Raw genomic sequence first — 21228 nt, forward strand, 5'->3', positions numbered from 1 at the left:
CTACCCCCACATCCAAACCGCCGCAGCACCAGCCCCGGCAGCCACGATAACGGTTAGCGCATAGCGCCAGAATCCACCACCCTGGCGCTTTGATCGTTTCTCCCAGATGAGTTCCACATCGGCTACCGGCGGCGGAGGAGGTGCGCCGCCCTTGCGCGGCAGCTGCTGATCCAGCCGCCGGACAATGTCTGGGAGCAGTAGCAGCGTATCGACGTCGGCATTGATCCGGTCGGCAATGGCTGCTTCCGGGCCCAGTTCGCCGCGGATCCACTCTTTCACATAAGGTCCGCTGGCATCCCACATATTGATCGTCGGGTTGAGGTCGGTGGCAATGCCTTCGACCATCACCATCGTCTTTTGCAACAGCAGCAGATGCGGCTGGGTCTCCATGTCGAAATCGCGGGTGATCGCGAACAGTCCGTCGAGCATATCACCGACCGACAATTCGCTGACCGGCTTCCCGCGCATCGGCTCGCCGACCGCGCGCAAGGCCGTGGCGAAATCCTCCATACTGTGATGATCCGGGACATATTGCGCTTCAAAATGGATTTCCGCGACACGTTTGTAATTCCCCGTGGTCAGGCCGTAGAGAATCTCCGCCAGCCAGAAGCGGGCTTTCTTGTTGATCCGTCCCATGATGCCGAAATCGATGGCGACAATCGTGCCGTCCGCTTTCACGAAGAGATTGCCCTGGTGCATGTCAGCGTGGAAATAGCCGGCCGCGATCGCCTGCTTGAGGAAAGTGTGGACGAGTCGGCTTGCAATTGCATCAAGATCGTGGCCCGCTGCGATCAGTCCCTCACGGTCCGATATTTTGATGCCGTCGACCCAGTCGAGCGTCAGAACCCGGCCTGATGTCCGGTCCCAGTCGATGGCCGGAATCTCATATTGATCGACCTGGGCCATATGTTCTGCCAGTTCCGAAGCACTGGCCGCCTCGCGTCGAAGGTCCAGCTCGCGCATGGTCCAGCGGCGAAAATTGGCGATTACCAGTTGCGGACGGAGACGTTTCGCCTCGCCTCCCAAGGCCTCGAGATGCGCTGCTGCCCATTCGTAGGTTTCAATATCTCGGGTAAATTTCTTGATAATGCCGGGGCGGAGCACCTTGACCGCAACATCGGTACCATCCGGCGTGGTCGCACGATGGACCTGGGCGATCGAGGCCGCTCCCACGGGTTCAGGGTCGATGTGGCTGTATAATTCCTCGACCGGTTTGCCGAGGCTGAGTTCAATTTCATCGCGGATTTGTTCAAAGGGTACGGGCGGCAGGCTGTCCTGCAACTGCAACAGATCGCGCGCTGCAGCTTCGCCGATGATATCGGGCCGGGTTGCCAGTGTCTGGCCGAGCTTGATCGCCGCCGGGCCAATGGCCTGCAGTGCAGCCGAATAGTTGGGTTCCTTCGGCTGGATCGTTCCCAGTCGGGCGATCCGGAAGAGGCGGCGGACCTGCGGCGGCGTGGCTTTATGCTTTTCCAGATCGCGCAGCGCACCATGTTTGGCGAGCGTGCGGCCCCATTTGAGCAGGCGAAAAATATGAGTGCGGGCTTTGGTCATCGGATAAAGTTGCTCAGACTTTCCAGCCGCTGTGAATAGCGACAAGACCACCCATCAACGGCTCGACTTTCGTCTGGCTGAAGCCTGCGGTCTTAATCATAGTGCGAAATTCTTCCATCGGTGGAAATTTCGCAATCGATTCGGCTAGATAGCGATAGCTGGCCTCGTCATTCGCCACCGCCTTGCCGACTTTTGGCAGGATATGGTGGGAATAGGTTTCATAGACTTTGTCAAAGCCGGGCCATCTGGTTTGTGAAAATTCCATGCAATAGAAACGCCCGCCATATTTCAGCACGCGATAGGCTTCGGCCAGGGCTTTGTCGATATGGGTGACATTGCGGATGCCGAACACAATCGTATAGGCATCGAAATGGGCATCCGGGAACTTTAACTGCTCCGCATTCTGCTCGCTCCAGACCAGCCGGGTCTCGTCACGCTTCAGCGCGCGCTGAACGCCTTCGGCCAGCATGTCGGCATTGATATCAGCAACCGTGATATCGGCTCCGCTGTCGACCATACGAAAGGCGATGTCACCGGTCCCTCCGGCCATGTCGAGAATAGTTTCTCCTGCCCGCGGTTTGACGCGGCGCACGAACCGGTCTTTCCACAGGCGGTGGGTGCCGGCACTCATGGCGTCATTCATAACGTCATATTTGGAAGCAACGCTGGAAAAGACTGCACCGACCCTGCCGACTTTTTCGCTCTCGTCGACTTCTTCATAGCCGAAGGAGACGGTTTTACTTTCGATTGCCATTTTTTGCCCGTGTTGCTTAATCTTGGAAATCCCAAGTAGACGAGCCTTGGCAGCACTGCAATCACTCTGTAGCTGCCCGTTTGACCGTAAGCGAGAAGGACCCTCATGCCGGAGCTACCAGAAGTGGAAACGACCATAGCCGGTTTGCGCCCGGTGCTGGAAGGGCAGCGCCTGACTCTGGTCGAGCCGCGCCGCGCCGACTTGCGCTGGCCGATTCCCGTCGATTTGCGGCAGCGCATGACCGGCTCGGTCGTGACGGCGTTGAGTCGACGGGCGAAATACGGGCTGGTCGAGACCGATCGCGGTGATGTCATGATCTTTCATCTCGGCATGTCGGGGCGCTGGCGCATCGATCCGGCCGAGCTGGAAAAACACGACCATTTGCTCATTGAGACGGAGGCTGGCCATCGGATGGTACTCAATGATCCGCGCCGTTTTGGTTCGCTGGATCTGGTGCGCATAGAGACGCTGGACAGTTATAAGGCGTTTGCCGCCATGGGGCCGGAACCATTGGGAGATGATTTTACCGGTGCCTATCTGAAAGCCGCCACCAGGGATCGCAAGGCGCCGATCAAGCAGCTGCTGCTCGATCAGCGCACCGTTGCGGGACTCGGCAATATCTATGTGTGCGAAGCGCTGCATATGGCGGGCATATCCCCGCGCAAGCGGGGTGGTTCCATTTCGAAGCCACGTTACGAGCAGCTCGTGACCGCGATAAAACAGGTTTTGACCGCTGCCATTGCTGCCGGCGGCTCGACGCTGCGCGACTATGCGCAACCGGACGGCGAACTGGGCTATTTTGCCAAGGACTGGCTGGTTTACGGCCGTGAAGGTCTGGCCTGTCATTGCGGTGCAACCGTGAAACGCCGAGTCGACAGTGGGCGGTCTACCTTTTACTGTTCGAAATGCCAGAAATAAGCGTTTCACTAAGCTATTGACGGGAATCGGCTGTCACGCTATTGGCCGCCGTCTTGAGCCGGAGCCTATATAGAAATTTCGGCATTTAATTTCAGATTTTGAGGGTTTTTCATGGCTAATACGCCGCAAGCAAAAAAACGTATCCGTCGCAACACGCGCCGCACCGCGATCAACAAGAATCGCCTGAGCCAGATTCGTACGAAGATCAAGGCCGTCGATGCTGCCGTTGAAGCCGGTGACAAGGATGTGGCAGTAGCAGCCCTCAAGGCTGTGCAGCCAGAACTGGCGCGCGGTGTGTCCAAGGGCCTGTATCACAAGAATACAGCATCGCGGAAATTCAGCCGTCTGACCAAGCAGGTTGCTGCATTGTAAACGGCCCACCAGCGTTACACAGAAAAACCCGTCCGATTGTGGCGGGTTTTCTTTTGGGTGTCTGATTCGCATCCTGTCCCCGAAATTCGGCGGATCAAGCCTATTCCAGACATTCGATCGACCGGATCGCGGACCCGTTTTCCCTTGTGCCGCTGGCGTGAAAGGGGGCAAGCTGTCCGGCACATGTCGATCCGTCGCCGTTCAAAGCCGGTTCAGCCCGGTTTGCTTATAGTCCGGTTTAAGATGGTGGATAATTTGAAGGAAGAAATATGACTGTTTTCGCCAAGCTTGGCTTCAACCGAAAAGGGCTTTCGCTAATTGCACCGCTTGCCGTGCTGACTCTGGGGGCCTGTGCCACTCCCTTTCGCGCAGATGTTCAGCGTTTTGTCGCGCTGCCTGATACCACCGGCCAGAGCTTTGCGGTGGTCGCCGCTGATCCTGACCTTTCGGGAGGCTTGGAGTTTGGTCAATATGCAATGCTGGTGGAGCAGCGAATGCTCGATCTTGGTTATCAGCGGAGCGATGATCCGGCGACGGCGCAGCTGATCGTCAGCCTGGACTATGATGTCGACAAAGGGCGGGAAAAAATAGTCGCCGACTATGATCCCTTCTTGCCCCGTAGCGGTTTATACGGTCGCGGCTACTATAGCCGCTACAATTATCGCTACGGCTTCAACGATCCCTTCCTTTTTGGTGGCTACGGATTCTCCGGCTATGGCGGAGTCCGCAGTTTTACCGTTTACACATCGGAGCTGGACTTGAAGATTGATCGTTCTGCCGATGGCAAACGTTTGTTCGAAGGCAAGGCGGAAGCGCTTTCGCGCTCCAAAAACCTGACCTATCTTGTTCCCAATCTGGTCGAAGCGATGTTCACCGATTTCCCCGGGAATAGCGGAGAGCGAGTGCGGATTTCGGTGGCTCCCGAGAAAAAATAATGTGGCTTCCGCCTAGCTTTCGAGCTGGCGGAGCAACATCCGGACATCATTATCCATTTCACTGTCTTCGCCGCGCAATTGCTCGACCAGCTTGACCGCGTGGATAACGGTGCTGTGGTCACGACCGCCGAATTTTCGTCCGATTTCCGGATAGCTGCGCGGGGTCATCACCTTTGCAAGATACATGGCAACCTGGCGTGGCCGGGCAACGGCGCGCGCGCGACGTTTTGACGACATCTCGTTGCGGTCGAGCCGATAATATTCACAGACTGTACGCTGGATTTCGTCGATTGTGATTCGGCGGCGACAGGCGCTCAATATATCCGACAATTGCTCTTCGGCCAGTTCCCGGCTGATCTCGCGACCGGTGAGTTGCGCATAGGCCAGCAACTTGTTGAGGCCACCTTCCAGCTCGCGCAAGTTCCGGCTGATGGTGCGGGCGAGAAATTCAACAACCTCTTCTGATACCTGCTGGTGCGGCATGGTAGCGAGGCGGTGTTTGAGAATATCGCGGCGCAGCTCGAGGCCGGCGGACTGGATGTCGGCGACGAGCCCCATCGACAGGCGCGACAACAGACGCTGGTCGACACCATCAAGCGCTTGCGGAGGGCGGTCGGCTGCCACGACAACGCGTTTGCCCTGGCTGATCAGCGAATCGACCGTGTGCAGAAATTCTTCCTGGGTTGAATTTTTCCCGACGATGAACTGGATGTCATCAATCATCAGCAGATCGGCTTCGCGCAGCGATGCCTTGAATTCCATACCCTCATTGCGGCGCATGGCTGAAACAAATTCGATCATGAACCGTTCGGCCGACATATAAATGATGGTCGAGGCCGGAAACTCTTCCCGAAATGCATGGCCTATGGCATGCATCAAATGACTTTTTCCCTGACCGGTCGAAGACTGAAGATATAGCGGACAGAACAGCGGTTTCTCAGCAGCAGCCGTCCGCTGTGCGGCATTGAGCGCCAGAACGTTCGAATGACCAGCGACAAATTGGTCAAAAGTCATTCTGGGGTCAAGATCGAGACGAAATTTGCTTTCAGGCGCAATATTGTGCTGGCTCGGCGTGACGACGGCGTTGGCACCGTTGAGCGGCGAGGCCTGAGCGATTTTTGCGGCCCCGGATTGGGCTTGAAGAGCAAGGTTTCTCACTTCGGGACAATGCGTTTTCCACGCCAAGAGCAAGCGTTCGGCATAGCGATCTCGGACCCAATTGGCGGCAAATTCCGAAGGCAGGATCAGCAGCAACGTTCCGGTGTTCGAATCAAAAGCAGAGAGTTTGAGGGGCTTGATCCACTGACCAAAAATCTGCGCTCCCAAGTCCCGGCGCAATCCGGCACATATTTTTTGCCAGATATCTTGCAAATCTGCCGAAATATTATCGGACACAGCCGACTTTGCTTCCGGCAATTGACCAGCTTGATTTGATACGCTCTTGTTCACTAACATTCCCCGACAACCCCAACTTTCGGCCCGTATTCCAACAGCACCGATACCCGACTGCAGATTCCAAACGCCCGATTGTCAAACACCCCCAGCCATGGGAATCATTCAGGCGCAAAAATCCTCATGTTGAAAACGCGTTTTCAACGATCCGTTTCATTTTTATGTGAGGCCTGCAAATTACATCTGCGGCCACCAGCCAAGAGTCGTTAGTAAGCCCGTCTGACCGAGTCGAGCAAGGGCGGGGCCGTAAAAAAAATGAAATATTTCTATTGACAGCGACAACCCTCAGTTTTTTCTAAATTAGATCGTAAGATACTGTTATATTTAGATAATATCCTGTGGATAATAGGGTATAGGTGCCGAATCGCGGAGTCAGCTAAGATTCCTGCCCGTCATCAATTAACCATTGTGGTTTGGTTCGGCAGATTCAATAAGTGCCATGTTGTCAATTAATCCGCGCAAATAGGCTTGCCAAAGGCGCCATGATTTGGCAGTGGCGCTCGCCTGACCTCAGCGATGCCCATGCATCGTGTCATGGGGGCGATTAGCTCAGTTGGTAGAGCGCTTCGTTTACACCGAAGATGTCGGCGGTTCGAGCCCGTCATCGCCCACCATTTTCTTCCGGCCAACCAATCTTGATTATCTTTAGCCGAAACTTGCAACGGCTAACGTGCAGACCAGTGTAATGATGGATGCGGCTATAACCGGAACCGGGCGCAGCCGGTTTTCGGGCAATTGTGCAGCGGACAATTCTTTGCGGATCCGGCGACCGGATACCATCGGTCCGACAAGATTCTCTTTGAGAACAAAATGATAGACGGCGATTGCCGTAATATGAAGCCCGATCAACGCGGCCAGCAGGTTGAAGTTGAGTTCGTGAATTTCCGCCAGCTGTCGCCCGGTCTCGAACGATATCAGAGTCGCCAGCGGCCCGGATTCAAGGCCATCGACATCGACTGAGAATAAACCGGTCGTTACCTGAGTGGCCAGCGCCAACAGCAAGGCGAAGACGCTGAGAATCGCCAGCGGACTATGGCCAAAGGTCGGGCGATGGTCCCGATTGCGCAATTGAGCGATATAAGATGGCAGCGATCCGATTCGTTGCACCATCGGGATAAAGCGCGCAGTCCATGATCCTATCACTCCCCAGAGCAGCCGAAACAGGACTAGGCCGAACATGGTCAGGCCCAGGCTTTTATGCCATTCCATATATCCCTCTTCTGCGGTCCACCAGAGGAGAGGAATCAGAATCACCATCAGCCAGTGAACCAGCCGGATAGCCCAGTCCCAAACCAGAATGCGCGGGCTCTTGTCTGCCATATCCCGCTAGTCGTCCAGGCGATATTTGTCGTGACAAGCCTTGCACGTGCCGCCGGTGGTCTGGAACGCGGCGGCAATGGCAGCGGTATCCCCACCCTGTGCAGCACTATCAAGCTTTGCTGCGGCATCCTGCATATCAGCAATCTTCTGGTTAAAATCCGTTTTGTCTTCCCAGATGATCGCCAGCGCCTCCGTTTCAACACCGGATGCGGGCCCGGTCCCGTCGGGGAACCAATCGACCATGCCCGCTGCTTCTTTGGGAACGGCCGCAGCGGCAGAACGAATTTGCGCCAGATCGGGGTTGCCGGACTTTAACTGGTCGCTGATTGTCTTGAACGCTTTGCCCATCTTCTTGAGCTGTGCCTCGCGTGTCTCAATCTGTTCTTTCACGGTCAATCCACTGGGGAGTTCCAAGCTGGCTGTCTCGGAAACCGGAGCGGCGTCGTCATTCTGGCCGCAGGCGGAAACCAGGGTCAGTCCAGCCAGTACCGGCAGCATGATTTGTATTTTGCAGCGTTTCATCGACTTCTCCAATCAGTGAAAGATGCCTAAGAATAGCGGGATTCGGTATAAACACAATCGGTTCTCGCCACGGAAAGTGACAGTGTCACGCTGGTGCCCCCGTCAACGTGCCGCCAGCGTTTCCTCCAATAGAGCAGCGGCCTTGGCGCCATCCCAATCCATCGCTCCGATTACCCGCCACACTTCTTTGCCTTGGGCATCATAAAGGACGGTGGTTGGCATAAGACCCGACCCGAAGCCAAAGCTCAAACCATTTTCCGGATCGATATAGGGCTCCAGTTCGCGGAATTTGCCGCGCTCGAAAAAGGGGGCGACTTTTTCCGCTCCCTGAATATCCTGTGATACAACCAGAACTTTGAGCCGGTCTTTCTCACGTGCAGCGAGTTCATCGAGCATTGGCATTTCAACAATGCAAGGCGCGCACCATGTCGCCCAGATATTCACCAGCACTGGCTGGCCAATGAAATCGCTCAATTGTATCGGCTTTCCGTCGGGTGCCTGAAAGGGTGTGTCGACCATCTCTGCTCCGCGCCGGGAAATATCGAGCTTGCCGACGAGGCCTTGACCACTTTCTATGGTCTCACCCTTTTCCTTTGTGTTGTCGCCAGCAAATTCTTGCCCCGCTTCGCTCGAGCCTCTATCGCAGGCCGAAACGCACAACACCAAAGCGATGGACAGGACGGTACGCATCACAAAAGACACAAAAAATTCCAATATCATGTGGGGTGGCAGATTTGCCGATGGCCCTTCATCAATCATGCGTGAGATAAACGCGTCGATCCCGTTCGACAAGAAATTATGGCGCCATGATATTCGTGCAAGTCTGGCCCATGTTGCTATGTTGGAGGAGCAGGGGATCGTCGAGGCCGAGGATGCGACGCAGATTATCGCTGGTCTGAACCAGATCGCGCAGGAATATGAAGCCGATGGTGTGCCGGAAGATCTGGATCTCGAAGATATTCACATGCACGTGGAAGCACGGCTTTCGGAGATTATTGGACCGGTAGCGGGCCGCCTCCACACTGCTCGCTCCCGCAATGATCAGGTGGCGACCGATTTCCGCCTATGGGTGCGCGATGCAATGGACATGGTCGATAGCGCACTGGCGACCCTGCAATTGACACTTGTCGATCGTGCAGAAGAACATGTCGCGACGATCATGCCCGGCTTCACCCATCTGCAATCGGCCCAGCCGGTGAGCCTCGGCCATCATCTGATGGCCTATTATGAAATGATCCGGCGGGACCGCTCGCGGTTTGCCGATGCGCGGCAGCGGATGAACGAATCGCCCCTTGGTGCTGCAGCACTGGCCGGCACGGGGTTTCCCATTGACCGTGAAAAGACCGCGTCGCTGCTGAGTTTTGACTGTCCGACCGGCAATAGCCTCGATTCGGTTTCGGATCGGGATTTTGCGCTCGACTATCTGATGGCCGCCACCCAGTGTAGTCTGCACCTCTCTCGCCTCGCCGAAGAATTTGTGATCTGGGCCAGCCAGCCTTTTGGCTTTGTCAAACTGCCCGACAGCTTCTCGACCGGTTCATCAATCATGCCACAGAAACGCAATCCTGATGCTGCCGAACTGGTGCGCGGCCATGCGGGCCGGATTGCCGGTGCAATGAATTCGCTGGTGATCACGATGAAGGGCCTGCCGCTCGCCTATTCAAAAGATATGCAGGACGACAAACCGCCCGTGTTCGAGGCCCATGACTTGCTTGGCCTGTCGATTGCCGCGATGACCGGGATGGTGGGCGAGGTGGAATTTAGCAATAGCCGGATGCGAATGCTCGCCGAAGCCGGGTTTTCGACCGCGACCGATTTCGCCGACTGGTTGGTGCGGGAGGCCAAGCTGCCATTTCGTGAAGCCCATCATGTTACCGGTGCGGTGGTGAGCCTCGCCGAAGAGCAAGGCTGTGGTTTGGCTGATCTCTCGCTGGATCAGTTTCGGTCCATTGACGACCGAATCCACGATGGTGTTTTCAGTGTGCTTGGCGTCGACGCTTCGGTCGCTAGTAGATCCAGCTATGGCGGGACAGCACCGGAGCAAGTAAAGGTTCAGATTGCTAAGGCCAGAAAAGCACTGGCGCCGGAGAGCTGACATGAACAAAATCTATTCAACCCTGTTGCTGGCCGGTGTCACGGTGATTTTGGCCGCTTGCGGTAACCGCGGCGCATTACAGCCTGCGAAAGGCGAGGCGCTACCGCCCCCCATATATGGTGAAGCGGAAGCGCCCAGCGGGGATGATTTGCTGATCCCGTCGACTCAGTCCATCCCGGAGCGCAGCGACGAATTGCTCCGCCGCTCGGAAAAGCGGCAGGATGACGAATTTGATCTGCCGCCACCTGGCTAACTCCGTTCCATCTGTTTGAAAGTATAAGATTTTGGACCATTTCCAGCTCAAAAATGGTATATTGCACGCAGAAGATATTCCGCTGCCGCGCATCGCGGAAGCAGTCGGAACGCCCGTCTATGTCTATTCGCGGGCGACGCTCGAGCGCCATGCTCAGGTTTTTCGCGAAGGCTTGAAACATGCGGGTAAAATCCATCTTGCCTTTGCCGTGAAAGCGAACCCAAATCTTGCGGTTCTCAGGATATTGGCCAATCAGGGCTATGGTGCAGACGTGGTATCGGGCGGCGAATTGCAACGTGCCCTGGCGGCGGGGATGAAGGCGGAGGATATTGTTTTCTCCGGTGTTGGAAAGAGCCGGGAGGAACTCGCGCTCGGTCTCGACAAAGGCATCGGGCAGTTTAATCTGGAGTCGGAAGAAGAAGGCGTGATGCTTGCAGAAATTGCAGCCGCCCGCGGCGAGAAGGCTTCGGCAACTCTTCGCGTTAATCCCGATGTTGATGCGGGTACACACGCGAAAATTTCGACCGGCAAGAAGGAAAATAAATTCGGGGTCGGGATCGACGTCGCGCCTGATATCTATGCGCGTCTATCGAAGCTTGACGGGCTGAACCTGCGTGGGGTTGCCGTGCACATTGGCAGTCAGCTCCAGAGCCTTGACCCGCTCGAAAAATGCTATGCCAGAATGGGCGAACTTGTAGCGCAGCTACGGAGCGCAGGCTATGCCATCACTCATGTCGATCTGGGCGGCGGATTGGGTGTGCCGTATAAGCCGGAAGACAATCCACCGAGCCCGGCTGAATATGGTGCCATGGTCGCGCGGGTAACAAAGGATTGGGATGTCACCCTGATGTTCGAACCCGGCCGGGTCATTGCTGGCAATAGTGGGGTCATGATCACCAAGGTCATCCGGATCAAGCCGGGCGTGAACAGCGATTTCGTGATTGTAGACGCGGCGATGAACGATCTGATGCGGCCAGCCATCTATGACGCTTGGCACGATTTTGAGGCGGTGGAGCCAAGCGGGGAGACGATGGTCGCTTCCATCGTCGGTCCGATTTGTGAAAGCAGCGATATTTTCGCCAAGGAACGGGTTGTCGATCGGGTAAAGACCGATGATCTGGGAATCTTCCGCACGGCGGGGGCCTATGGCGCGACCATGGCCAATACATATAATAGCCGCCCTCTGGTGCCAGAGGTGCTGGTCGACGGGGATCGCTACGCCGTGGTTGCCGAACGAATTGATCCCGCAGCGATCATGGCCGCAGAACATGTGCCCGACTGGCTGAAATAATATGTCACGCCGGTTGTCGCCGGGATGACCAACTCTTTTGGTGGATGCGATGAACCAGTTTCCCATTTTTCTGAATTTGAAGGGCCGTCGGATTCTTCTCCTGGGAAATGGCGAAATGGCGGAGGCCAAAAGGCGGCTCTATGAGCGAGCTGGAGCGGTAATCACCAATGACGAAAATGCCGGGGGGCTGAATCTGGCAGTGGTTGCGCTTGAAGACGATGACGAAGCGGTCGCAGCCGTCGCGCGGCTGAAAGCGAAAGGGCTGCTGGTCAATGCAGTCGATCGATCCGCTCTGTGTGACTATACGACGCCGGCGATCATCGACCGGGACCCGGTATTGATTGCGATCGGTACGGGGGGAGCATCGGCCGGGCTTGCGAAGGCCTTGCGTCAACGGCTCGAGCATTTGCTGCCGGCGAGTCTCGGACCACTAGCCAACGCATTGCTTGAGGTCCGAGAGCGGATACAGTCGATATGGCCGGACGGCGCGGCGCGGCGCAAGGCGATTGATGCTGCACTTGATTCAGGCGGGCCGCTCGACGTGATGGCCGATCAGAACGCCGCAAATGTGGATGCATGGCTCGACCAGCCCCACGGACAGGAGCGTTCGCAAGTCATCGATCTGGAACTGGCCAGCGCCGATCCCGATGACCTGACGCTCCGCCATGCGCGTTGGTTGGCGCAAGCGGACCAAATTTTTGCGGGCAGCAACGTACCAGAGGATATACTGGTTCGGGCACGCGCCGATGCGCAGCGTTTTGCCTTGTCGCTGTGGGATGAACAGCCGACGATCGGACTGACCTTGCGGATCAGGATGAAAATATGAACGGATTATCCGGAATTGCCGATACGAATATTGTAGCCGTGCTGCAAACCGCGCTGGCCCCGGCCTTTCTGCTGGTCGGGCTCGCGGCGATGCTCAACCTGTTTGCCGGCCGTCTCGCGCGGATCATCGACCGCTCACGCGATCTTCAGGATCTGTATAAATCCACTACCGGCAAGGCCCACGAACTCGTCGTTGCAGAACTCAACGATTTGCAGCTGCGTATCAAGATCGTCAACAGCGCCATATTTCTGAGCGTTATCAGCACGATCATTGCCTGCGCGCTGATCGGCATGCTGTTCATCATGGGGTTGACGGGTGTTGATCTGTCGGTTGCCGTCGCGGGTACGTTCATCGTTGCGATAGCGTTGCTCTCGATTGCTCTTGTCCAATTCTTGCGAGAAGTACGGGTCGGTATTCGCGATTTCATGATCCGCGAAGAATATCTTGAAAAATCCGACGGAGCGCAATGAAAAGAGGCTGCTGATCCAACCGGACCAACAGCCTCTGAACATGGGTCAGCGGTAGGAAGTGCCGCTGCCGGGTTGCCTGATCCCTAGATCAGATTTGCCCCCCGAACGGATTTTTCCGACCCCTGTGCTGAACCATGAGACATCGGACCACCTCCTTTCGCTTGTGAATAAAACACGAACTGTTGCATTGAATCATTCTCCGCTGTTCGACAGCCTAGGTGTGAATCAATTCCGAATCGCGAACAAGTCTTGAATTTTTATATTTTGCTGTCACAATTGCGCGTTCCGGCCTGATGCCAAGCGGTTCAGCTCCGGCAATCTTCCACAACACGATTGAACTCGGGCCAGGCCGGGATGGCAATTGATTCCAGACCGCTGGTTTCGACGGCAAACCGGCCTCTGCTATAGGCTATGCGGTCCATCATAATATCGTTCGCCGACACAGAAATTGCGGCATAATGAGGTGTTCCGCCACTATCACTTGCAGGATAGGATTGTAGACCAGCACTGGCGCGCAAAATCATATTGGCACCGTGGTCCACGGACCCGGCGCGTGACAGAAATAATTGGCGACGTGATTGATCACAGCGAATGATGAAAATTGCTGCACGGTCGGGCTTGCCGAACAGCGCAAGCGAGCCACGCTCATCTTTGCGATATACCCACTCGCCGGGGGTGATCGGCCAGTCGACCCAATCGCCCTCTGGTTGCACAGGTGCTGGACTTGGGCTGGCTATTGGCTGCGCCGGTTGCGGAGCCGGTGCCGGTTCTGGCTGTGCGGTCGAGCAAGCTGCAAGCGCGAGGGTCGCCAGAGGAGCGGCAAAAAATGTGTATGTGATTCTCATCATAAAGGAATATGGCCAAAAGCGCGGCGCTAGGCTAGTCCTGATTTCCGATGACACAGTCCGACCCCAAAGCCGCAAAGCAACGCGTTGACCAAGTGCTGACGGATCGCGGTCTCGCGGAGAGTCGGGCCAAGGCACAGGCCTATATCATGGCCGGACTAGTGACCGTTGCAGGTCGGAAAATCGATAAACCGGGGCACAAGATAGCCAGTGATGCGCCGATTGAGCTCAAGGGCAAGGATCACCCCTGGGTTTCGCGTGGCGGCATCAAGCTGGATCATGGGCTGCGACAATTTGGTATTGATGTCACGGGCATGATTGCCATTGATGTAGGCAGCAGCACCGGTGGTTTCACGGATGTGCTGCTGGCGGGCGGTGCGAAAAAAGTCTATGCTGTGGATAGCGGTACCAACCAGCTCGCCTGGAAGTTGCGGCAGGACGACCGGGTAGTGGTGCACGAGCAGACCAGTGCCAGAATTCTAACCGATCAGCATATTCCGGAAAAAGTTGACATCATCGTCTGCGATGCCAGTTTCATTTCGCTGGTCAAAGTGCTTGAGCGACCGATCTCCTTTTCAAAGGATGGCGCAATGCTGGTTGCGCTTATCAAGCCGCAATTTGAAGCGGAACGGAGCGAAGTCGGCAAGGGTGGGGTTGTCCGTGACGAAGCCGTCCGTCTTGCGACTTGCGAAAAGGTGAGGGATTGGCTGATTTCGGCCGGATGGGATATAATCGGGCTCATCGAAAGTCCGATTACGGGTCCCAAGGGCAATGTCGAGTTTCTCATCGGAGCCAGGAAATCATCAGTCGATTCAGGTTGACGGACAAGCCTGCATATAACGCGGGTTGTTATTTCCAACGCTTGTCCTTAGCTGGATAGATATGACAAAAACAACTCCCACTCCCCTTCTGCCGTCCAGTCCCGACATCGGTGCATCTATTCAGCGCCTGATCGGCGATGGGTCGGATTGGTTATCGAGCCATTATATAGAACTGATTGTAGCGGTTGCCATTGGCACGATAATTTTCTTTCTGCTCGGTGCGGTCAAGCGGTTTTCGGCGCGTTATGTTCGAAAAAATCATGACCTGGTCGGCTACCGCACAATCATCGGAAAGGCGATTGCCCGAACCAGCAAGTTTTTCATGTTGATGGTGTCGGCCGAGCTTGTGGTATCCTTTGCCAGTGCGCCCTCCAGCTTCGATCGCGTGGTGCATGTCCTCTTCACGATAGCAGCGGTCCTACAGGTCGCGATCTGGTTGCGGGAAGTCATCCTCGGTCTGATTGTGCGCAAGACATCGCAAGACCCGGATCAGCACGAAACGTTGGAAAACGCGATGACGCTGATCCGCTTGCTGGTCACATTTGTGCTTTTTGCAATCGCGGCGATCATGATCCTCGACAATCTCGGCGTGGACGTAACCGGGTTAATCGCTGGCCTCGGGGTTGGCGGTATCGCTATTGGTCTCGCTGCCCAGGGCATTTTTTCCGATCTGTTCGCGGCTTTGTCGATTATTTTCGACAAACCCTTTCGTCGGGGTGAAACCATCACCTATGATAATACCATTGGAACGATTGAAAAAATCGGACTTAAAAGTACACGGCTAAGGGCGGTGACCGGCGAGGAGATCATCATCTCCAATACCAATTTGCTGGATAAGGAAATCGTCAACATGACACGGTTGGCGCGACGGCGCACCCGTTTCGGCATTGGCGTCATCTACCAGACCAAACCCGATGAGGCCCGCCGCATTCCAGGCCTTCTCAAGAAAATTGTTGAAGAAAACAATGCGGTGTTCGTCCGTTCGGGCTTTGTCGGATTTGGTGATAGCTCGATCAATTTCGAACTTGATTTCGACATTATGAGTAGCGAATATGACGTGGTTTATGAAGGCCGTCACACAATCGGATTGGCGATCCTGCAGAAATTTAATGAAGAAGGATTGGAATTTGCTTATCCGACCCAGACGACTTTCACTGCTGCACCGGATGGCGAGATGATTCTTCCCTATCCCGAGGGGGGATACGGGGTGCCTGTTACCGAGAGCTAGCGTTCCGTAACGGCATAGCAAGGCGGAAGAAATCCCTTGTTAATTGTACGATTAATGGGGACAATGCGCGCCAAATTCGACTCTAATAATCAATTTAAAGGAATTTTATCATGCGTGACGCAGTCATCGTTTCAACCGCCCGCACCCCGATTGGCCGTGCCTATAAGGGGGCTTTCAACACGACAACCGGCGCGACGCTCGGTCATTATTCCGCAAAAGCGGCAGTAGAACGCGCGGGCATTGATCCCGGCACGATCGACGATGTCGTCTGGGGCAGCGCGCTGCAACAGGGTTCACAGGGTGGCAATCTGGCTCGCCAGGTTGCGCTCCGTGCAGGCTTCCCGATCGAAGTGCCCGGCATGACGATTGACCGCCAGTGTTCCTCGGGTCTGATGGCGATTGCCACGGCGTCCAAGCAAGTGACAATCGACCGGATGGATGTGGTCGTCGGCGGCGGACAGGAATCGATCTCGACCGTGCAGACTCCGGAAATGCGGGTGCAGCCGGACCGTGAACTGCTCAAGATGCACGATGATATTTACATGCCGATGCTCCAGACTGCCGAAGTGGTCGGCGAGCGCTACGGCATCAGCCGCGAAGCCTGTGACGAATATGCCCTGCAGTCTCAGATGCGTACAGCTGCGGCTCAGGAAGCCGGTTATTTTGACGCTGAAATTATCGAAGTAACCACCACCATGGGTGTACAGGACAAGGAAACCAAAGAGATTTCCCATGTTGAGGTTACGATCAACAAGGATGAAGGAAACCGCCCCTCCACTACGCTCGAGGGCCTGCAGAAACTGCAACCCGTGCTCGGCCCTGACAAGATTGTCACAGCGGGCAACGCGTCGCAGCTTTCCGATGGTTCGGCCGCCAGTGTCGTGATGGAAGCAAAAGCGGCGGAGAAAGCCGGTCTCAACCCGCTTGGCCGCTATGTCGGAATGGCTGTTGCTGGAACCAAGCCCGATGAAATGGGCATCGGCCCGGTCTTCGCGATTCCAAAGCTGCTCGAACGCTTCGACCTGAAAATGGACGATATCGGGTTGTGGGAACTCAATGAAGCCTTTGCTGTGCAGGTTCTATACTGTCAGCAGAAGCTGGGCATTCCCGACGAGCTTCTTAACGTAAACGGTGGCTCGATTTCAATCGGCCATCCTTACGGAATGACCGGAGCCCGTTGCACCGGCCACGCTTTGATTGAAGGCAAGCGGCGCGGCGCGAAATATGCTGTCGTCACCATGTGCATCGGTGGCGGACAGGGCGCAGCCGGACTGTTCGAAATTTTCTAGAAGTCAAAATTTAGTGGGTCGGCGCGAAATCGCCGGCCCTTTTTATCAGGGAAAGCATAATATGAGCGCAGTGGGTGTCGTCGCAACATTAACCGTGGCCGAAGGCAAGAATGCTGATTTTGAAGCGGTGTTTTCCGAGCTGATGGCTGCCGTTCGTGCAAACGAACCGGGCAATGAATTTTATTCGGTATTTCAAAGCAAGGATGACTCTCAGCAATATAAGGTGCTTGAGCGTTATGTCGATCAGGCCGCGTTGGAAGCGCATAGCAAATCGGATCATTTTCGGGCGAGTGGCCCGAAGCTGGCTCCGTGCATGGCGGCACCGCCGGTGATCGAGTATCTCGACGGAATCTAGCCTGCAGCTTTTGCTGGAAAAATCTTTCCGGATTCAAACCGGAAACCATCGTCCCGGTCTCTTGCGAGCAGGAGAGGCCCGTCGAGATCAACCCACTGCGCGAGCTGTGCAAGAGCGAAAGCCGGGCGGATACCCAGCGATGTCGAGAGCATGCAGCCGACCATGAGTTTCATGCCGGCGGCTTGCGCCGCATGGGCTATCGCTAGGGCCTCGGTTAAGCCACCAGCTTTGTCGAGCTTGATATTTACCGCGTCATAAAAGGGTGCAATTCTTTCGATATCTGCGCTGGTGTGGCAACTTTCATCGGCGCAAAGTGGAACCGGCGACCGGACCCCGCTAAGCAGATGATCGTGTCCGGCGCTAACCGGCTGTTCGATTAGTTCGACTGAATATTGTGCAAGCTGTGTGGCCTGTGCTTCAACGTCAAGATTGTTCCAGCTTTCATTGGCATCAACGATAAGGCGGGCTTCCGGCGCGCCGCGATGGACGGCTGCAACCCGCTCAAGATCACCCTCGCCCGACAATTTTAGTTTCAGCAGCTCGTGCCCGTTCGCCGCGGCCTGACGAGCGTGGTCCTCCATGATTTCCGGCTGGCCAAGGGATATGGTGAAGGCTGAAACGAGTGGGCGAAGCTGGGGCAGGCCAGCCAGTTTCGATAGTGGAGTGTTCTTTCTCTGGCATTCCAGATCCCAGAGAGCGCAGTCAATTGCATTGCGCGCCGCGCCGCGCGACATATTCTGGAGTACTATCGCGCGGTCGAGATGGGGATGCTTTGCAGCAAATCGAGTGATTTCTTCAGCGCAATCTGCCGCATTTTCGCCCTCGTAATAGATCGGCGTTGCCTCTGCCGTGCCCCTGTGGGTGCCGTCCGAAATTTCGCAACGCACGATATCGACGTGGGTCTTGGCTCCCCGGCTAATGATAAAAGCACCAGCGACCGGCCATCGTTCAACGGTAACGGAAACAGAGAATGTCATGCGGCACTTTTAGTGTGCAGCGAGGAAGGCGTCACTCAATTTTTGTGGAACTCATGCGGTTGAAGCAAAGCCTTTGATTTTGCCCTGCCAGTCAATTGTTTTGCAATCGGCTGCCACTTGGCTTCGGCTGAGCGTCTCGACATATATGTATCCAGGCCGATCTGAAGCGCAACAAGCATGTAGACAAATGGCTGGTAAGCAATGCCTACGAATATTGCGCCTACCAGGTAGATTATATGGCCGTGCTGCAATGCAATGGCGAGGGGGGCCACCCATTGTTCACCCTCTTTTTCTGATTTTGCGTATTTTCGTCGCAGCAGTTCCATTCGCCATAGTCCGCCGACGTGGATGATCAGCCAGAGGACCAGGCCGGGATAGCCCTGCTCCCCGAGCATTTCGAAATAGCTGCTATGAAATGCACGCGATTCGTCTTCGATAAGCCGGGCCTCGACATCGTCCGGGTCGATGCCCCATTGCTCATATTGTGCGACGTCCACTTCCGACAATTCATAGGTTAATTTATTAATTCGGTAGACGTCAAAGCCGCCGCCAAACGGATGTTTCTGCGCATAGTCCAGCGTCCATCGCCAGACCGCGAGGCGGGTTGAGGCGGACTGATCCGCTTCATAATTTTCGATAGTTGCCATCCGTTCGGTGAAGCTTTGTGGCAGAAATGGTATAGACAGGAGGCCCAATGCGACCGCAACGCCACTATATAGCAACCGGTAGCGGACAAAGCGCAATTGCAGCACCGCCAAGACCGCTATGCACACCAGGCCGGTTCGCGCTTGCGTGCCAATGGGAATGAGCAGGGCGGCGAATATAAGGGCGTAAGCAAATAGCTTGACTCGCCAGTCCGGCGGAAAAATCGTCCCGAAGCGTGCGAGCCAGAGGATGAGCGGGATGATGCAGATGGCGACAGTCGAGATAATTGATCCCTCGTACAGGCCACTATTATTGTCGACCAGCAGCACCAGGACACCATAGCCGCCGCCGGAAGCCAGAGTCTTTATCCCGCCGTTTATGATCAACGTACCGGCGCACAGCACCATGAACAGTGCAAGCGCTTCCATCCGCAATTTGGTTTTGAGGGTTAGCGGCAGGAAAATCGCAAAGACCAACGCTTTCCATACCCAGTCCCACTTCTCCAGCGCGGCGACCGGCACTTCCGCCTGCACTGTGGTATATCCACAATATGCAAGCAATAGAATCATCATCCCTTGCCGGATAGAAAAGCGGCTGTCCTGCTTGTTATCCGCGAATATATAGCCAAGAAAGGCTAGGGCAAAGACGATCAACGAGAGCGGCACCGAGTTGAGCATGAAATAGCTCAGACGCTGAGGAGCCACTATGTCGACATAGGCATAGACCAAGGTGAACAAAAACGGCCGCTTGAAGGCGAGGAAAAGCAGCGCCAGCAGATATCCGACAAAGAGGAGATCACGCATCCGGCGACGATCCTTTGGCGGAAGATTGTATCAGAAACCCTTCGGGCTCTTTGTCGCGTTCCGGCGGGTCCTCAACATCGAGATCGCTGCGGTGAATAAGGCGCCAGGCGGCAATCAACAGCAAGCCATGCGTCAATGCGATAGAAAAATTGTCTATCATCTCACCCCATTCATCCCGGCTCGAGCAGCGAAAACACGCTCTTCTATGACCGCGCGATACAGGGTTTGGGTTGACGGGACGTTAATCCTTTTTTGGCAAGGCTTTGTGCCATGATGCGGATATTACACATTCTTGATCACAGTCTGCCGTTGCACAGCGGATATTGCTTCCGGACTCGAGCGATCATGAAGGCTCAAATAGCCAGTGGCCTGACGGTGGCGGGGATCACCGGTGTTCGCCAGAATCAACATGGCTGTCGCACGAACCTGCCCGAGGAAAAAACTGATGATCTTCAGTTTTTCCGAACACTGGCCCAGGTGCACGGGCCATCGCCAGTGCGCGAGTGGCGGGAGGTTGCCGTTCTGGCCGACCGTATCGAGCAAGTCATCGGCGAGTGGCAGCCGGATATATTGCACGCCCATTCGCCCGCTCTCAATGGCATGGCCGCCTTGCGTGCGGCAAAAAAAACGGGATTGCCGCTAGTCTATGAAATCAGAGCATTTTGGGAAGACGCAGCGGTTGGCAATGGCACAGGCAAGGAAAATAGCCCGCGTTACTGGTTGACGCGGCAGCTGGAAAACCATGTCATTAACGGTGCGGACGCGGTCGCGGTGATCTGTGAGGGGCTGCAGACAGACTTGGTCGGGCGTGGAGTGAAACCGGAAAAAATAACCATTTCGCCCAATGGCGTCGATCTGGAATTGTTTGGGAAACCGCCGGCACGCGATCAGCAGTTGCTTGCTGAACTGAACTTGGCAGGAAAGTCCGTGCTCGGGTTTATCGGCAGTTTTTATGACTATGAAGGGCTCGATGATCTAGTCGCTGCCCTGCCAATGCTTCAGGTTTCGCACCCTGATGTCCATCTGCTGCTGGTCGGCGGCGGCCCGATGGAAGATGCTTTGAAGGCGCAAGTCGAGCAGTTGGGAGTCGGATCTGCAGTGACCTTCGCTGGGCGTGTATCCCATAGTGACGTTGAACGCTTCTATGGCTTGATGGATATCATGGTCTATCCCCGGAAGGCGATGCGGCTTACTGATCTGGTCACTCCGCTGAAGCCGTTAGAGGCGATGGCGCAAGGCCGGCTGGTCGCAGCATCGGATGTTGGCGGGCACCGGGAGCTGATCGAAGACGGTGTAACGGGCACGCTGTTCCCGGCTGGTGATTCCAAAAAAATGGCGGAGAAGCTGGCCAATTTGCTTGATGATTGTAGTTCGTGGCCGCAAACTATTGAAACAGCCCGGAAGTTTATTGACGCCCATCGTAACTGGTCGTCAAACATTTTACGTTACAAGCCCGTTTACCAAAGGTTGATTGCGCGCAAATCTTTCGAGTGCGCTGCCTGA

The 21228-nt window shown here is 55.5% G+C and carries 23 protein-coding genes and 1 tRNA gene; 14 read left to right on the forward strand and 10 right to left on the reverse strand.

Annotated elements, in window-relative coordinates; all coding sequences use genetic code 11:
• Complete coding sequence (gene ubiB, locus ACN0WX_RS04575; protein WP_417621090.1) at nucleotides 1-1554, reverse strand: 2-polyprenylphenol 6-hydroxylase; 1554 nt, start codon at nucleotides 1552-1554, stop codon at nucleotides 1-3.
• Nucleotides 1555-1567: 13 nt separating this feature from the next.
• A complete protein-coding gene (locus ACN0WX_RS04580) occupies nucleotides 1568-2308 on the reverse strand; it encodes a class I SAM-dependent methyltransferase (RefSeq protein ID WP_417621091.1) in 741 nt (246 codons plus the stop codon).
• A 105-nt stretch (nucleotides 2309-2413) separates the two neighbouring features.
• Here ACN0WX_RS04580 and mutM point away from each other — a divergent pair, with 105 nt between their 5' ends.
• The 3 genes from mutM (at nucleotide 2414) to ACN0WX_RS04595 (ending at nucleotide 4533) form a co-directional block, all read left to right on the forward strand.
• Entirely contained in the window at nucleotides 2414-3226 is an 813-nt protein-coding gene (gene mutM, locus ACN0WX_RS04585) for a bifunctional DNA-formamidopyrimidine glycosylase/DNA-(apurinic or apyrimidinic site) lyase (RefSeq protein ID WP_417621092.1), read from the forward strand.
• Between the two features lie 111 nt (nucleotides 3227-3337).
• Nucleotides 3338-3598 (forward strand): 30S ribosomal protein S20, encoded by a 261-nt coding sequence (gene rpsT / locus ACN0WX_RS04590; RefSeq protein WP_417621093.1) that lies wholly within the window; start codon nucleotides 3338-3340, stop codon nucleotides 3596-3598.
• Nucleotides 3599-3867: 269 nt separating this feature from the next.
• Nucleotides 3868-4533 (forward strand): DUF4136 domain-containing protein, encoded by a 666-nt coding sequence (locus ACN0WX_RS04595; protein ID WP_417621094.1) that lies wholly within the window; start codon nucleotides 3868-3870, stop codon nucleotides 4531-4533.
• A gap of 12 nt (nucleotides 4534-4545) precedes the next feature.
• Here ACN0WX_RS04595 and dnaA read toward each other — a convergent pair whose 3' ends face one another.
• Nucleotides 4546-5988: a chromosomal replication initiator protein DnaA gene (dnaA, locus tag ACN0WX_RS04600; RefSeq protein WP_417621095.1), complete on the reverse strand. Its 1443-nt coding sequence runs from the start codon at nucleotides 5986-5988 to the stop codon at nucleotides 4546-4548.
• Between the two features lie 535 nt (nucleotides 5989-6523).
• Here dnaA and ACN0WX_RS04605 point away from each other — a divergent pair.
• A tRNA-Val gene (locus ACN0WX_RS04605) sits at nucleotides 6524-6599 on the forward strand.
• Between the two features lie 31 nt (nucleotides 6600-6630).
• On the opposite strand, the gene ACN0WX_RS04610 is transcribed toward ACN0WX_RS04605, so the two are convergent.
• The 3 genes from ACN0WX_RS04610 to ACN0WX_RS04620 form a co-directional block, all read right to left on the reverse strand.
• A complete protein-coding gene (locus ACN0WX_RS04610) occupies nucleotides 6631-7305 on the reverse strand; it encodes a cytochrome b/b6 domain-containing protein (RefSeq protein WP_417621096.1) in 675 nt (224 codons plus the stop codon).
• 6 nt (nucleotides 7306-7311) lie between these two features.
• Nucleotides 7312-7827 carry a c-type cytochrome gene (locus ACN0WX_RS04615; RefSeq protein WP_417621097.1) on the reverse strand — a complete coding sequence of 172 codons (516 nt, stop codon included), beginning with the start codon at nucleotides 7825-7827 and terminating at the stop codon, nucleotides 7312-7314.
• Between the two features lie 102 nt (nucleotides 7828-7929).
• Nucleotides 7930-8529 (reverse strand): TlpA family protein disulfide reductase, encoded by a 600-nt coding sequence (locus ACN0WX_RS04620; RefSeq protein ID WP_417621098.1) that lies wholly within the window; start codon nucleotides 8527-8529, stop codon nucleotides 7930-7932.
• A 16-nt stretch (nucleotides 8530-8545) separates the two neighbouring features.
• On the opposite strand from ACN0WX_RS04620, the gene argH reads away from it, so the two are divergent.
• From argH to ACN0WX_RS04645, 5 genes are all read left to right on the forward strand, one after another.
• Complete coding sequence (argH, locus tag ACN0WX_RS04625) at nucleotides 8546-9922, forward strand: argininosuccinate lyase (RefSeq protein WP_417621204.1); 1377 nt, start codon at nucleotides 8546-8548, stop codon at nucleotides 9920-9922.
• A 1-nt stretch (nucleotide 9923) separates the two neighbouring features.
• Nucleotides 9924-10175 (forward strand): hypothetical protein, encoded by a 252-nt coding sequence (locus ACN0WX_RS04630; protein ID WP_417621099.1) that lies wholly within the window; start codon nucleotides 9924-9926, stop codon nucleotides 10173-10175.
• A 31-nt stretch (nucleotides 10176-10206) separates the two neighbouring features.
• Nucleotides 10207-11466, forward strand: coding sequence for a diaminopimelate decarboxylase (gene lysA / locus ACN0WX_RS04635; protein WP_417621100.1), 1260 nt, complete (start codon nucleotides 10207-10209; stop codon nucleotides 11464-11466).
• 115 nt (nucleotides 11467-11581) lie between these two features.
• Nucleotides 11582-12292: a siroheme synthase gene (locus ACN0WX_RS04640; RefSeq protein WP_417621101.1), complete on the forward strand. Its 711-nt coding sequence runs from the start codon at nucleotides 11582-11584 to the stop codon at nucleotides 12290-12292.
• Complete coding sequence (locus ACN0WX_RS04645; RefSeq protein ID WP_417621102.1) at nucleotides 12289-12762, forward strand: DUF2721 domain-containing protein; 474 nt, start codon at nucleotides 12289-12291, stop codon at nucleotides 12760-12762. Before ACN0WX_RS04640 ends, ACN0WX_RS04645 begins: the two co-directional genes overlap by 4 nt.
• Before the next feature lie 305 nt (nucleotides 12763-13067).
• Here the strand turns inward: ACN0WX_RS04645 and ACN0WX_RS04650 are convergent, their stop codons facing one another.
• On the reverse strand, nucleotides 13068-13610 hold the full coding sequence (locus tag ACN0WX_RS04650; protein WP_417621103.1) for a hypothetical protein: 543 nt from the start codon (nucleotides 13608-13610) through the stop codon (nucleotides 13068-13070).
• A gap of 47 nt (nucleotides 13611-13657) precedes the next feature.
• Here ACN0WX_RS04650 and ACN0WX_RS04655 point away from each other — a divergent pair, with 47 nt between their 5' ends.
• The 4 genes from ACN0WX_RS04655 to ACN0WX_RS04670 all read left to right on the forward strand — a co-directional run bounded on the left by ACN0WX_RS04655 (nucleotide 13658) and on the right by ACN0WX_RS04670 (nucleotide 17300).
• Nucleotides 13658-14428 carry a TlyA family RNA methyltransferase gene (locus ACN0WX_RS04655; RefSeq protein ID WP_417621104.1) on the forward strand — a complete coding sequence of 257 codons (771 nt, stop codon included), beginning with the start codon at nucleotides 13658-13660 and terminating at the stop codon, nucleotides 14426-14428.
• 61 nt (nucleotides 14429-14489) lie between these two features.
• A complete protein-coding gene (locus tag ACN0WX_RS04660; RefSeq protein WP_417621105.1) occupies nucleotides 14490-15656 on the forward strand; it encodes a mechanosensitive ion channel family protein in 1167 nt (388 codons plus the stop codon).
• A gap of 110 nt (nucleotides 15657-15766) precedes the next feature.
• Nucleotides 15767-16945, forward strand: a complete 1179-nt coding sequence (locus tag ACN0WX_RS04665) for an acetyl-CoA C-acyltransferase (protein ID WP_417621106.1) — start codon at nucleotides 15767-15769, stop codon at nucleotides 16943-16945.
• 61 nt (nucleotides 16946-17006) lie between these two features.
• Nucleotides 17007-17300: a putative quinol monooxygenase gene (locus ACN0WX_RS04670; RefSeq protein WP_417621107.1), complete on the forward strand. Its 294-nt coding sequence runs from the start codon at nucleotides 17007-17009 to the stop codon at nucleotides 17298-17300.
• On the opposite strand, the gene dgcA is transcribed toward ACN0WX_RS04670, so the two are convergent.
• From dgcA to ACN0WX_RS04685, 3 genes are read right to left on the reverse strand one after another with little or no spacing between them, the layout of a single operon-like run.
• Complete coding sequence (dgcA, locus tag ACN0WX_RS04675; RefSeq protein ID WP_417621108.1) at nucleotides 17297-18277, reverse strand: N-acetyl-D-Glu racemase DgcA; 981 nt, start codon at nucleotides 18275-18277, stop codon at nucleotides 17297-17299. The genes ACN0WX_RS04670 and dgcA overlap by 4 nt on opposite strands.
• A gap of 35 nt (nucleotides 18278-18312) precedes the next feature.
• Nucleotides 18313-19725, reverse strand: a complete 1413-nt coding sequence (locus ACN0WX_RS04680) for a putative O-glycosylation ligase, exosortase A system-associated (protein ID WP_417621109.1) — start codon at nucleotides 19723-19725, stop codon at nucleotides 18313-18315.
• Nucleotides 19718-19885 carry a hypothetical protein gene (locus ACN0WX_RS04685; RefSeq protein ID WP_417621110.1) on the reverse strand — a complete coding sequence of 56 codons (168 nt, stop codon included), beginning with the start codon at nucleotides 19883-19885 and terminating at the stop codon, nucleotides 19718-19720. The genes ACN0WX_RS04680 and ACN0WX_RS04685 overlap by 8 nt, the downstream gene beginning before the upstream one ends.
• Nucleotides 19886-19995: 110 nt before the next feature.
• On the opposite strand from ACN0WX_RS04685, the gene ACN0WX_RS04690 reads away from it, so the two are divergent.
• Nucleotides 19996-21228, forward strand: a complete 1233-nt coding sequence (locus ACN0WX_RS04690) for a TIGR04063 family PEP-CTERM/XrtA system glycosyltransferase (RefSeq protein WP_417621111.1) — start codon at nucleotides 19996-19998, stop codon at nucleotides 21226-21228.

This window comes from Parasphingorhabdus sp., from assembly GCF_048269915.1.
Taxonomy (GTDB): Bacteria; Pseudomonadota; Alphaproteobacteria; order Sphingomonadales; family Sphingomonadaceae; genus Parasphingorhabdus.

What these genes read in the sequence shown, in the direction of transcription:
- ubiB (WP_417621090.1), bottom strand. Translation starts at nt 1,554, where the DNA reads ATGACCAAAGCCCGCACTCATATTTTTCGCCTGCTCAAATGGGGCCGC.
- ACN0WX_RS04580 (WP_417621091.1), bottom strand. Translation starts at nt 2,308, where the DNA reads ATGGCAATCGAAAGTAAAACCGTCTCCTTCGGCTATGAAGAAGTCGAC.
- mutM (WP_417621092.1), top strand. Translation starts at nt 2,414, where the DNA reads ATGCCGGAGCTACCAGAAGTGGAAACGACCATAGCCGGTTTGCGCCCG.
- rpsT (WP_417621093.1), top strand. Translation starts at nt 3,338, where the DNA reads ATGGCTAATACGCCGCAAGCAAAAAAACGTATCCGTCGCAACACGCGC.
- ACN0WX_RS04595 (WP_417621094.1), top strand. Translation starts at nt 3,868, where the DNA reads ATGACTGTTTTCGCCAAGCTTGGCTTCAACCGAAAAGGGCTTTCGCTA.
- dnaA (WP_417621095.1), bottom strand. Translation starts at nt 5,988, where the DNA reads ATGTTAGTGAACAAGAGCGTATCAAATCAAGCTGGTCAATTGCCGGAA.
- ACN0WX_RS04610 (WP_417621096.1), bottom strand. Translation starts at nt 7,305, where the DNA reads ATGGCAGACAAGAGCCCGCGCATTCTGGTTTGGGACTGGGCTATCCGG.
- ACN0WX_RS04615 (WP_417621097.1), bottom strand. Translation starts at nt 7,827, where the DNA reads ATGAAACGCTGCAAAATACAAATCATGCTGCCGGTACTGGCTGGACTG.
- argH (WP_417621204.1), top strand. Translation starts at nt 8,546, where the DNA reads ATGTGGGGTGGCAGATTTGCCGATGGCCCTTCATCAATCATGCGTGAG.
- ACN0WX_RS04630 (WP_417621099.1), top strand. Translation starts at nt 9,924, where the DNA reads ATGAACAAAATCTATTCAACCCTGTTGCTGGCCGGTGTCACGGTGATT.
- ACN0WX_RS04640 (WP_417621101.1), top strand. Translation starts at nt 11,582, where the DNA reads ATGGCGGAGGCCAAAAGGCGGCTCTATGAGCGAGCTGGAGCGGTAATC.
- ACN0WX_RS04645 (WP_417621102.1), top strand. Translation starts at nt 12,289, where the DNA reads ATGAACGGATTATCCGGAATTGCCGATACGAATATTGTAGCCGTGCTG.
- ACN0WX_RS04650 (WP_417621103.1), bottom strand. Translation starts at nt 13,610, where the DNA reads ATGATGAGAATCACATACACATTTTTTGCCGCTCCTCTGGCGACCCTC.
- ACN0WX_RS04655 (WP_417621104.1), top strand. Translation starts at nt 13,658, where the DNA reads ATGACACAGTCCGACCCCAAAGCCGCAAAGCAACGCGTTGACCAAGTG.
- ACN0WX_RS04660 (WP_417621105.1), top strand. Translation starts at nt 14,490, where the DNA reads ATGACAAAAACAACTCCCACTCCCCTTCTGCCGTCCAGTCCCGACATC.
- ACN0WX_RS04665 (WP_417621106.1), top strand. Translation starts at nt 15,767, where the DNA reads ATGCGTGACGCAGTCATCGTTTCAACCGCCCGCACCCCGATTGGCCGT.
- ACN0WX_RS04670 (WP_417621107.1), top strand. Translation starts at nt 17,007, where the DNA reads ATGAGCGCAGTGGGTGTCGTCGCAACATTAACCGTGGCCGAAGGCAAG.
- dgcA (WP_417621108.1), bottom strand. Translation starts at nt 18,277, where the DNA reads ATGACATTCTCTGTTTCCGTTACCGTTGAACGATGGCCGGTCGCTGGT.
- ACN0WX_RS04680 (WP_417621109.1), bottom strand. Translation starts at nt 19,725, where the DNA reads ATGCGTGATCTCCTCTTTGTCGGATATCTGCTGGCGCTGCTTTTCCTC.
- ACN0WX_RS04685 (WP_417621110.1), bottom strand. Translation starts at nt 19,885, where the DNA reads ATGATAGACAATTTTTCTATCGCATTGACGCATGGCTTGCTGTTGATT.
- ACN0WX_RS04690 (WP_417621111.1), top strand. Translation starts at nt 19,996, where the DNA reads ATGATGCGGATATTACACATTCTTGATCACAGTCTGCCGTTGCACAGC.